Origin of the sequence: Gracilibacillus boraciitolerans JCM 21714, assembly GCF_000521485.1 — a bacterium.
In the GTDB taxonomy this organism is placed as follows: Bacteria; Bacillota; Bacilli; order Bacillales; family Amphibacillaceae; genus Gracilibacillus; species Gracilibacillus boraciitolerans.
Map to the genome: position 1 here is coordinate 25761 of NZ_BAVS01000031.1, position 12016 is coordinate 37776.

Here is a 12016-nt window from a genome sequence, read left to right on the forward strand (position 1 = left end):
TTACAAGTATGCTCTTATAATTTCACTCGTTTAAGACGTAGTGAATTAGTAACAACGCTGACCGAACTTAATGCCATTGCTGCACCTGCAACCCATGGCGCAAGTAATCCGATCGCTGCAATTGGAATTCCTGCTGTATTATAACCGAATGCCCAGAAGAGATTTTGACGAATGTTTTTAATCGTCGCATGGCTGATTTTGATTGCCTTAGGAATAAGCAATAATTCGCCACCAAGAATCGTTACATCAGCTGCTTCAATTGCTACTTCCGTTCCGGTACCAATTGCAATTCCAATATCGGCAATCGCTAGTGCCGGTGCATCATTTACTCCATCTCCAACCATGGCGACTTTTTTACCGTTATCTTGAATTTCTTTCACCTTATCTGCCTTTTCTTCAGGTAAGACCTGGGCAATTACTTTGTCGATACCAACTTGTTTTGCGATTGCTTGCGCAGTTCGTTCGTTATCTCCTGTTAACATGATAACTTCTAAACCTTCTTCTTTTAACTCTCTTATTGCCTGTGGTGCGGTTTCTTTAATTGTATCTGCTACCGAGACAATGCCACGATATTTTCCATCAATTGCAATTAACATCGCTGTTTTTCCTTCTATCTCGTAATTCACCAGTTCTTGTTCTGCCCCACCGACATCGATTTGATGATCTTGCATCAGTTTTCGGTTTCCAACAAGAATTTGTTTGCTTGAGATGGTTACCTCGATACCATGTCCAGGTATTGCAATGAAATGATCAACATCAACTAATTCCATATTATTTTCGGTGGCATAAGCAACAATAGCCTCTGCAAGTGGGTGCTCTGAGCCTTTCTCCGCACTCGCAAGTAGCTGTAATGCTTCCTCATCACCGGTAAAGTTTGTGACTTCAGGCTTTCCTTTGGTGATGGTACCCGTTTTATCTAACACAATAGCATTTAATGCATGGGTACGCTCAAGATGCTCTCCACCTTTAAATAGGATGCCACTCTCTGCAGCTTTTCCTGTGCCAACCATAATCGAAGTTGGTGTTGCAAGTCCTAAAGCACAAGGACATGCAATAACCAGGACAGCGATTGAGGCAACTAAAGCAGATTCAACTTGACCAGGCTGAACAAATAAAATCCATACAGCAAAAGTTAGAATCGCAATCACTACAACAATCGGTACAAAATAGCCAGAAATAACATCTGCTAGTCGTTGGATAGGTGCTTTTGACCCTTGGGCATCCTCAACTATTTTCACAATCGATGCAAGGGCAGTATCTTTCCCCACTTTTGTCGCTTCCATTTCAATGGATCCATTTTTATTGATCGTTGACCCAATAACAGTTGCTTCTACTTCCTTTTCAATTGGAATCGATTCTCCTGTAATCATCGATTCATCGACAGATGTTCTTCCTTTTACCACAATACCATCTACAGGTATCTTCTCACCTGGTTTTACAACTAAACGATCTCCAACAGCAACTTCTTCGACTGGTATCATCATTTCCTCGCCATTTCTGATTACACGTGCTTCTTTTGCCTGTAAATTGAGTAAAGAAGATAGTGCATTCGTTGTTTGGCTTTTTGCTCTTGCTTCCAGATACTTACCGAATAATATCAATGTAATTAAAATAGCACTTGTTTCAAAGTATAAATGCGGCATATAGTCTGGATTGCCAATTGTCTTAAATGCTTCGTATAAACTGTAGAAATATGCTGCACTTGTACCTAATGCGACAAGTACATCCATGTTTGCTCCACCATTACGAAGGTTCTTATATGCCCCCCCAACATAAAATTGCCAGCCGATAAGAAATTGAACAGGTGTGGCTAAAGCAAATTGAAACCATGGATTCATAAATATATCCGGTATCGTCATATTAAATAAATGAACCAACATCGTTACTAATAGCGGCGCAGCTAATAAGGTAGAAATAATCAATTTCGTCTGCATATTCTTGATTTCTTTTTCTTTATGTGTTTTCTTTTCTGCCGATTCAGCTTTTAGCTTCGCATCATATCCAAGTTTTTTAACTTTCTCAATGATTGCCTTCGTGTCCACCAATCCGGGATTATATTCGATTGATGCAGATTCAGTTGTTAAGTTTACAGATGCAGACTTAACACCCTCTTGCTTATTCAGTACTTTCTCAATCCGGGTCGAACAAGCTGCACAAGTCATTCCAAAAACATCTAATTCGGTTTTTTCCATTAAAACCCCCCCGTAGCCAACTTTTTTAATTTTGTTCGTAATATCTTCCATCGAAACCTTATCTGAATCGTAATCTACGGTGGCCTTTTCGGTTGTTAAATTGACTTTGGCCTCGACCCATCCATTTTATTTAAAACTTTTTCCACACGAGTAGAGCAAGCAGCACAGGTCATTCCTGTTACACCAACTGTTGTATGATTTGTTTCTCCCATATCGTTCTCTCCCTACTTGGAAAACTGCTTCATAACCGTCATTAATTCATCAATGGTTTCCTTACCATCGCCTTGCTTGATCGCATCACTGACACAATGGTTAAGATGTCGTTCGGTGACGGAGAAACCTACATTTTTCAGTGCGGATTGAATGGCACTAATTTGAACTAAAATATCAACACAATACCGATCTTCCTCCACCATTTTCTGAATTCCGCGTACTTGGCCTTCTATACGTTTTAATCGGTTCACTACTTTTTGCTTTTCACTTTGAGTTCTAGGTTTACTTGGGTGATCATGTAAGAATTTATCCAAATCAATCACTTCCTTTTCCTTTTTATATTTATACTATACCCCCATAAGGTATAATTGTCAAATATAAAGGAATGTATAATCAAATAGCATAATATAAGAAATTGTTAGTCTATGTCATCCTATTAAAAATTAATCACATTAATTTCCAGATACTGCTGTTGGAATGTGATTAATTATAGCTCATCCTCTTCATTCATATATTTTGATATCTTTCAAGTCCACCTTTTCTGAATCTAAGGTTACATCAACTTTTGCGTCTGCTAAGTGAACAGTTACAGCTTCAACACCGTTAATTTCTCCCACGCTCCCTTCCATTGTGTTTACACAATGTCCGCAAGACATGCCTTTACGTCAAGTGTTTTATTTTTCATATAAAATACCTACCTCCTAATTTTTAACTCACCATAACACTACCATACCCCCCCTGTAATGTATTGTAAAGAGGGAAGAAATTATTTATTTAAATGAACCAAAAAGATTTCCATGTCTTTTTTGAACACATTAACTTATATTGATTATATAGTAATGCCATTGCTACATAATCATATCTATGGTCTTATAACTAGAAATTCAATTAACCAAAATAAACATCACTCTTCCCAAACCACCATACCAGGGTATCATATTGTGAATCAATTACGAATACAATATATGGACAAATGATGATTGGAGTTGGAAGTATGTCACTTACATTATTATTTATCTTTATCATGTGTACCATTCAGGTTGTGACAATCATTCTTTATGTGAAACACTACCGAAGATGGGTAACAAACATGAATGGAATGATGATAGCAATGGCGTTAGGGATGTCGGTAGGAATTTTAATGGGGGGGACAATTCTTGGGGGGGTTATATTTCATGGGAATTTAATTGAATCTACCATTTTTTCTATGATTATTGGATTATCCGTAGGGTTATTAGCTGGCATTCCACTAAGTTTACCTTCAGTTATAGATGGAATTCTTTCTGGAATGATGGGGGGGGAATGATGGGGGGGCTATGCTTGGTGATATGGTGGCTATGACGAAGCCTAACGCCATTATCAATATAATAGCTTTCATGATTACTATGATTTTGGTACTTGTTTTATATTCAGCAGAAGATTCCATTCGTAAACAAGCTAACCAAGCTATTTTTTCCTTTTTTAAACATCCGTATTTATTGATTTGTTCCATTACTATTCTCTTTCTTCTATTTAATCACATGGCACCGCTAGAGTTTAACATATCAAATAATCACGAACATTAGCGATAATCTTAATGAAATGGAAAAATGGCATAAGCGCAGGTGTCGTGCTTGTACTAATACCCTGGACAAGTGATATTAGCAAATATAAGTAAGACGAGCTTTAGCTGAAAATGCCAAAGCTCGTTCTTAATATAGTACTATCTACTAATTTAACATAGCATTTCTTCATTTAAGATTAGCCTTACAAAATATCTATTCCCTTAGTAACTTTGCATTGATAGCAACAATTATTGTACTCAAACTCATCAGTACAGCACCAACTGCTGGACTTAATACAATTCCAACTGGGGGGGCTAGAACACCGGCTGCCAGGGGGGGGATTGCAAGTATGTTATACCTGTTGCCCACCATAGGTTTTGAACCATTTTTCGATAAGTTTTTCTTGATAAATCGATCAGGGACTCTACGTCTTTTGGGTTACTCTTAACAAGTACAACATCGGCAGTTCCATTGCTACATCTGTACCAGCACCGATTGCAATTCCTAAATCTGCGGTAGCAAGTGCAGGCGCATCATTGACCCCATCTCCTGTCATGGCAACCTTCCAGCCTTTATCTTTTATTTTCTTCACTTGATCAGACTTTTCATTCGGCAACACTTCTGCATAAACTTCATCGATATCCAGCTGTTTGGCTACCCACTGCGCTACTTTTTCATTATCGCCTGTAAGCATAATGGATTGAATACCTTTTTCTTTTAATCCAGCAACCGCCTCTTTTGCTGTGTCACGAACGATATCGGCAAGTGCTATCATTCCAATTAATTTATCATCTAGCAACACAAATACTACTGTTTTTCCTTCAGCAGACATTATGTTAAAAGCATCCTGATCGTATTTCATGTTGTTATCATTTACATAACCTGGACTAACCACATTTATCTTTCTATCATCTATCATTCCCTCGATACCCTTACCAGTAATGGAGTCAAACTCTGCTATTTTTTTCAATTTAATGTGTTTATTCTTTGCCTCTCTAACTATTCCAGATGCTATTGGGTGCTCCGAATTCTGTTCTAAGCTTGCTGCCCAAGTTAAGACGGTTTCTATTTCATATCCTTCACTTGGTACAATATCTGTAACACCAAATTTACCCTTAGTTAACGTTCCCGTTTTGTCAAAAACAACAGCATTAAGATTTCTTGCACCCTCAAAATTAGCACGGTTCCTTATTAACAGCCCTTGTTTTGCCGATATAGAAGTTGAAACTGCTATTACTAGTGGTGCAGCTAGACCAAGAGCGTGTGGGCAGGTGATTACCATCACCGTTACCATTCGTTCCAAAGCCACATCAAATGAAAAACCAAGCATTAACCAAATAAATAATGTCGCAAAACCCGAAACTAACGCCAAATAAAATAGCCACTTTGCTGCTTTATTTGTGATATCTTGCGTCCGGGATTTTGATTGTTGTGCTTCCTTAACTAAATTTATAACCTGTGATAAGTACGAGTCTTCTCCGGTTTTTTCAACTTGAATGGTAAGCGAACCTTCTTTATTTACAGAGCCTCCAATTACTTCATCACCCTTGTTCTTTTCAACGGGGACAGATTCTCCGGTTAACATAGATTCATCTATTGCTGACTTACCATCTAAAATCATTCCATCGACCGGGATTTTTTCACCTGGTTTCACAAGAATTCTATCGTTGTTTTTCAAATCAGATACGGAAACCTCTTGTACCTCATCATTCTCGTCTAATTTATGGGCCTCACTTGGCATTAACTTTACAAGCTCCTCAAGTGCATTGGAAGCACCCATTACCGAGCGCATTTCTAACCAGTGCCCAAGTAGCATAATATCGATTAATGTAGCCAATTCCCAAAAGAAGTCACTTCCTTCCCAGCCGAACACTGTAAGTGAACTATAGCCATATGCAACTAAGATAGCAAGACCAATAAGTGTCATCATTCCCGGATTCTTATCTTTTAACTCACTAATTCCACCTGTAATAAACGGCCAGCCACCATAGAAAAATACAAAAGTAGATAGCGCAAATAAAATATATTGATCATTCGCAAATTGCCAATTCACACCAATAAAACTCTGTATCATTGGAGATAAAACAAGAATTGGGATTGTTACAATTAATGAAATATAGAATCGTTTTTTAAAATCATTCACCATATTTCCATGGTCATGATGACTGTGATGGTTATGGTTGTCGTGATTGTGATGATCGTGATGGTTATGGTTTTCATGTCCTTCATGACCACTCTTTTCATGGTCACCATGACTGCTGTGATTGTGTGCGTTGACTTTTCCATCTTTCACTTGATTTTGGTGATCTTTATGGTCATGGGAATGATGGTGTTCATGATGCTTTGTTTGCCCATGCCCATGATTGTCGTTATTAATCATATAGGTCACTCCTTTTTGTACTTATTATAAGGTAGCTATAAATCTTTATTCTATTCCTTTCAAATACAATACCCTTGTACCGTATATTTTAATCACTTTATTTGAAATAAATTAATTTTTATTTCAGCATGGGAAGCCTCTGTTGTTTTCTGTACCCTTTGTCTTGCGCGAATCAACAGGAATGGGGCTGTCAGGTTAAGATTGAGGTTTCGTTGCCAATCCTCAAGACTCATTTCTTCAATGCCCTTAAAAAATTTGATAAAGTGCACTATTTATTATTAATAAAAATTGATAATTTATAGCTCCATATTTATATCACCAAGGAAATAATAATAAACGATGCAAAAAACATTTTTAAACCACCATTTACAACTTAATTTTCAACACACATCGCTATATATTCCGGGAATGCAGGTTATAAACTCAAAAATGATACTTCACAAAAAGCTTTTTATACAAAAGTAAGGTATAACCAATAAATTTATAGTATAATTATATATAGAAATAATAACCAAACCGAGACTTTAAGTTTCTGTGCATTCTTTTACTACCTAAATTTTTAAGCGTTTTCAATCATAGACATGGAGAGAAATAATGAAATTTTTTAAACATACAAACATGAGTTTAAAATCTAAATTACTTTTAACCTTTTTTCTAGGTATTTTGATCCCGATTATCTTAGTTCAATCTGTAACCTATTACAACTCTACCCAATCAATGCAAGAAAAGGTTGATGAATTAGTTAATATAAATTTACAACAAACCTATAAAAACTTAGAAACTTCTTTAAAGGCATACGAAGACATTACAGTCCAATTATTTTCAGATGAAAAAATAAATAGTTTAGTAAAAGAAATGAATATCGAATCAACAAATAATCCAATAGTAGAAGGTGAATTAAGAGAAGTCTTATCAAATTATGCTTATGCAAAAGATTTAATTCGAAGTGTATCAATTTATACCTCTAATAGGAATATAGTCAGTTTTGATAAACAAACTGGTTCAAATATTAAGAATATTTGGACAATCGAAGAAAACAATAAAAGATTAAGGGAATTTCAATTAGAAGCTTCTGCTGGTAATGGAATTCGAATAACTAGTCCTGAACTTACCGATCACATAAATGGTAGAGATCAGTATTTATTTCATATATATGTGCCATTACAAGAAACCAATTATAGCTTGAAAGATAGGCCGAACTTAATAGTTATTAGTATTGATCAAGAAGTCCTAAATCAAGCTATTAACATAAATTATCCGATTATAGGAACAGAAAATAGCATACCCAATCTAACCTTCCTAGTTAATGATAATAAACAAATAGTGTCATTTCCCAAAGATGAACTTATCGGATATCAATTATCATCTTATGAGAATAGTATACAACTTGAGCATACATATGTTGATCTATTAAGACGAGCAAATATAATAAATAGTGATTCCATAATAGTAAATAATTATCAAAAACCGATTAACGGTTGGACTTTGGTAAATGTAATTGATAAAAATACGATGTTAAAAAATATGTATGTCACGCACAGGATTAACATTATTACAGGATTAATTACTCTTTTAATTTCTTCCTTTTTAATTCTTTACTTTACCAATAACATAAGCAAGTCTATAAAAAAAGTCATTAATGGTATGCAAATAGCAAAAGAAGGACACTTAGATGTGCAAATTAATGAAATGAAAAAAGATGAAATATCTATCATTATGGAAAGCTTTAACTCCTTAATGAATAAATTAAATAACCTAATGACTGAAACAAAAGAAGCTACCTTTAAACAAAAGGAGGCGGAAATTCGTGCTCTTGAAGCTCAAATCAATCCTCACTTTCTTTACAATACATTAGATTCTATTAATTGGATGGCAATAGAAAAAGAGGAACATGATATAAGCCGAATGTTAAAAAGCTTAGCTGAAATACTACGATATAGTATACAGAACAGTAATGAGCTTGTGACAATTAGTGAAGAAATTAATTGGCTCAAAAAGTATATGATCTTGCAACTAAATCGCTATGATTACTCTTTTGATTATACCATTGAGGTAGAGAAATCCTTATATAATCATCCGATTCATAAACTTCTATTGCAACCTTTCATCGAAAACGCAATTGCCCATGGGATATCTTCTTATCAATCGGAAGGGCTGATTACTTTAACATTTAAAAAAGGGGAGCAAAACGAACTCATTATTATAATTACAGATAATGGTGTCGGAATGACTGCAGATAAACTAGCATCTATAAAGTTTGCAATTAAGGAGGATCAATCTCTATCCAATAGGCAAAGAGGGATAGGATTAAGAAATGTTATGGAGCGATTAAACAGCTATTACGGAGAAAAAGCTAATTTTCAAATAGAAAGTTCACCCCCACGTTGGAACAATGATAACTATTACTATTTTCACAGATTAAGTAGGAGGAATAATACGATGAAAGTAGTTGTAATTGAGGATGAAATAAAGATTCGAACCGGACTAGTTAAACTGATCCGAAAGTTAAAACCAAATTATGAACTGATTGTAGAAGCAAAAGACGGTGTGGAAGGTTACAGCCTTATCAAACAAATCAATCCAGAAATTGTATTCCTAGACATAAATATGCCTAAACTCAATGGATTAGAAATGTTAAAAAAATTAAACGATCTTGAAATAACACGAAGAACGATTATTTTATCTGGTTATTCCGAATTTGAATATGCCCAAACCGCTATCCGATTAGGTGTAAAAGAATACCTATTAAAACCAATAACAATTGACGATCTTACACTTACATTAGATACCATAGAAAAGGACATATTGCAACAGTCTTTATTTGGTATCTCATACAAAGAATCTGATAAACAGAACAAGCAGACATTGGAAAAACTTATAAATGGAACTTCATCTGACTTAGAAGAAGTAGGACTTTACATGAATAAAATATTAGGTTTTTTATTAGAAAATAACTTTACAATAATAAATCTTTATTATGGCAAACATCATGAACGTTATTATTCTGAGATCAAAAACCTTCTTTCTATTATAAAAAAGCAGTCTAATGATCCTTTCTTTTTTGCAATATTAGATAATCAATATCAATGGCTTATTATTCAGCAAGATAAAATAATTAATACACCCGATAGTCGTCTTCTAAGCAAGTTAAAGCAATTAGGTGAAGATATTATTATTTCTGTTATTACAGTTCCTAATTTTCAGGAAATTAAAACAGCAATTATGGCCAATGAATGTAACCGAAAATGGTCTATTACTCTAAAAGACGAACAGGTAATAGTTGAGGACCTAATTCGTAACGTACAGGATTCCGTGGAAACATTTGTATATCCAATTGGTATTGAACGAAAAGCAAACTCAGCAATTTCGTCATCTACGCCATGGTTGGCAAGTGATTTTATCATTGAATTTAAAGATCAGATAACTCAAACAATATTCCATCCTAAAGAAATATTGGACAATTGTTTTCGTTTCTTTTCAGCAATCCTGCATTCAGCCGTCTTAGTCCATCGGGGGGGATTTCTCAGGAAAAAATCAACAATTATTAAATGAATTAATGAATGTTCAGACACCAAATGAACTGGAAGATATGTTTTACAATTTCATAAAAATTTTCAAAGAATTAGAACCAAGTAATAATAGTTTAGTAGTTTATAAAGCAATCTCTTTAATTAAAGATAAATATGAAGAAGGGATTAGCCTAAAAGAAATCGCTAACGAATTAAATGTAACACCTGAATACCTTAGCTCATTATTCAATAAGGAAACAGGAAAATCATTTACGCTTTACTTAAAACAACTTCGAATTCATAAAGCGCAAGAATATTTGACTAAATCCGAAATGAAATCTTACGAAATTGGAGAAAAAATAGGTTATACTGATCCAAAATATTTCACTAAAGTATTTAAGGAAATTACCGGAATAACCCCCCCAGCTACTTATAAAAAGCTAAACAAAACAAAATAATTAGAAAGGAATTCCATACAAGGATGGGAATTCCTTTCTAATTATTTAGCCGTACTATGTCAATAGCCAAATTAGTAATATTTTTCTGATTATAGGCATGCTAAATAAGCTTAACATAATGGTAATTTTTTTACATAGGTAAGCAACTTGCCGGGTTGCTTTGGTATTCTTATTTGATGAAACCCTACCGGAAGATATGCCCTACGCAAATTGTTCTACATTGATATTCCTGGCTAGTTCGGAAATATTGCCAACGTACTATTCGCACTAATAGAACGAAGGGAGAAAAGGCTAAACAACGAGGTTATCTCATCCTCAGGAAATTATTCGCTCTTCCATCCGGCACTAGTGGGGGGGGTTTTACCCCTATCAGGAAATCAATTCATTTTGATTCCTTGACGGAGGTAAAAACCTCCTAATAACATAATGGTTACATAGCTATTTTTTCTCGGCTGACGAGCTGTTACCTTTTTTACTTTGATTTAATAAGATCGTTTGTAAGGTTTCCTTAGCTGTTTCAGCGTTTTTGGGACACTTTATCGATGAGCTTGTAGTTACAGTAAGTGATACCCCATCCATAAGGGAGGCATAAAGGGGGGGCGGCCTTTATTTAACATGGAAAAAGCAACCTTTAGAAACTTGTTTCCTCCAGCGATATATGCCGCGTGTGTATGTTTCCCTTTGGCTTTCAATCTAGCGTAAAAGTCCTCGAAATATGGATTATCATGTGATAAGTTTTTCCCAATTGTATATATAGTTGCACGTAAATAGTTGTTCCCCCCCTGCTTAGAGATTTTGGTATAAACCCCCCCTCTGCCACCATCTGTTTGAATTACAATTGCATTTGTTCCAGATTGTTTTATTAATTGTCCGGCATGGGAAAAATCATCTATCGGACCAACTTCTTAGATGAATTCAGCTGTGGTAGTTATACCAGTTTTAGGACAAGTTAGAAGGAGAACAGATTCAGTTTGTACCGCTTGGGAGTCTAGAACTAGTACCTTTATTGTGAATGACGCAACGCAGTAGGCAATCGCTGATAAATCAATATTGTCCGTTTTACACCAAGTTAGCGAAGCTGAACGTTCTTCATACGTCGTTAGAGGATTTACAATAACAATTTCATAACCAGAACTTTTAACAAAAGAAACAATCTCTTCATAATTAGGGAGATATTTAGCGAGAACAGCGATAGCTGAAAATCGAATAAATTCTTATGATGGAAGAACGGTTCACTATTGGTATGAAGATCATCGAACAGGGAAACGAATCGATAAAAAGGTGAGTGTGTATCCATTTATATACGAAATGCTTCAACATATTCCACCGAAACATTTTCGAATGGTAGGTCGTTATGGCTTGTACAGTAGAAGGTCTTATCAAAAGGCAAAAGACATGCTTCGTCTGTATGCATTTATGAGAACCAAGCAAATTTCCTTATTATTAGAACATAAAAGAAAGAAGAAAACGTATCGTCAACGTATGATAGAATCATTTGAAAAGGATCCATTTCAGTGTCCACATTGTCATCAGGAGATGGAGTTAATAGGGATATGGCATGCGGATTATGGATGGATCTATCATTATATGGAAGATATAGAAAAGGAGCGATGTAGAAGATATGGGATTCCCTTTCGACGGAAAAAAACCGGATGATGGCATGGAATGGCTAGGTGATGATCAATTAGGATTAAAAGATAAAGAAGTACTCCTCTTGTTT

Annotated in this window: 7 protein-coding genes and 3 pseudogenes; 5 read left to right on the top strand and 5 right to left on the bottom strand. The window is 35.2% G+C overall.

All coding sequences use genetic code 11. The annotated features are described in order from the left end of the window. Positions 1 to 14: 14 nt before the first annotated feature. The 3 genes and pseudogenes from JCM21714_RS14750 to JCM21714_RS19515 form a co-directional block, all read right to left on the bottom strand. A pseudogene (locus tag JCM21714_RS14750) lies at positions 15 to 2404 on the bottom strand (heavy metal translocating P-type ATPase). A 12-nt stretch (positions 2405 to 2416) separates the two neighbouring features. Beyond that, positions 2417 to 2719 (bottom strand): metal-sensing transcriptional repressor, encoded by a 303-nt coding sequence (locus JCM21714_RS14755; RefSeq protein WP_035725481.1) that lies wholly within the window; start codon positions 2717 to 2719, stop codon positions 2417 to 2419. A gap of 189 nt (positions 2720 to 2908) precedes the next feature. Then, positions 2909 to 3061 carry a cation transporter gene (locus JCM21714_RS19515; protein WP_084040867.1) on the bottom strand — a complete coding sequence of 51 codons (153 nt, stop codon included), beginning with the start codon at positions 3059 to 3061 and terminating at the stop codon, positions 2909 to 2911. A 338-nt stretch (positions 3062 to 3399) separates the two neighbouring features. Between JCM21714_RS19515 and JCM21714_RS14760 the strand changes: the two genes are divergently transcribed. Then, entirely contained in the window at positions 3400 to 3711 is a 312-nt protein-coding gene (locus JCM21714_RS14760) for a hypothetical protein (RefSeq protein ID WP_052000769.1), read from the top strand. A 22-nt stretch (positions 3712 to 3733) separates the two neighbouring features. Next, positions 3734 to 3970 (top strand): hypothetical protein, encoded by a 237-nt coding sequence (locus JCM21714_RS22125; RefSeq protein WP_235182926.1) that lies wholly within the window; start codon positions 3734 to 3736, stop codon positions 3968 to 3970. 192 nt (positions 3971 to 4162) lie between these two features. Here JCM21714_RS22125 and JCM21714_RS14765 read toward each other — a convergent pair. Further along, positions 4163 to 6329: pseudogene (locus JCM21714_RS14765) on the bottom strand (heavy metal translocating P-type ATPase). Between the two features lie 594 nt (positions 6330 to 6923). Here JCM21714_RS14765 and JCM21714_RS14770 point away from each other — a divergent pair. Continuing rightward, positions 6924 to 9881: a histidine kinase gene (locus JCM21714_RS14770; protein ID WP_035725482.1), complete on the top strand. Its 2958-nt coding sequence runs from the start codon at positions 6924 to 6926 to the stop codon at positions 9879 to 9881. A 4-nt stretch (positions 9882 to 9885) separates the two neighbouring features. Beyond that, positions 9886 to 10296, top strand: a complete 411-nt coding sequence (locus JCM21714_RS14775) for a helix-turn-helix domain-containing protein (RefSeq protein WP_035725484.1) — start codon at positions 9886 to 9888, stop codon at positions 10294 to 10296. A 438-nt stretch (positions 10297 to 10734) separates the two neighbouring features. On the opposite strand, the gene JCM21714_RS22130 is transcribed toward JCM21714_RS14775, so the two are convergent. Further along, complete coding sequence (locus JCM21714_RS22130; protein WP_235182927.1) at positions 10735 to 10875, bottom strand: hypothetical protein; 141 nt, start codon at positions 10873 to 10875, stop codon at positions 10735 to 10737. Positions 10876 to 11472: 597 nt separating this feature from the next. Here JCM21714_RS22130 and JCM21714_RS14780 point away from each other — a divergent pair. Continuing rightward, positions 11473 to 11952: pseudogene (locus tag JCM21714_RS14780) on the top strand (transposase); the annotation flags it as partial. Positions 11953 to 12016 lie beyond the last annotated feature (64 nt).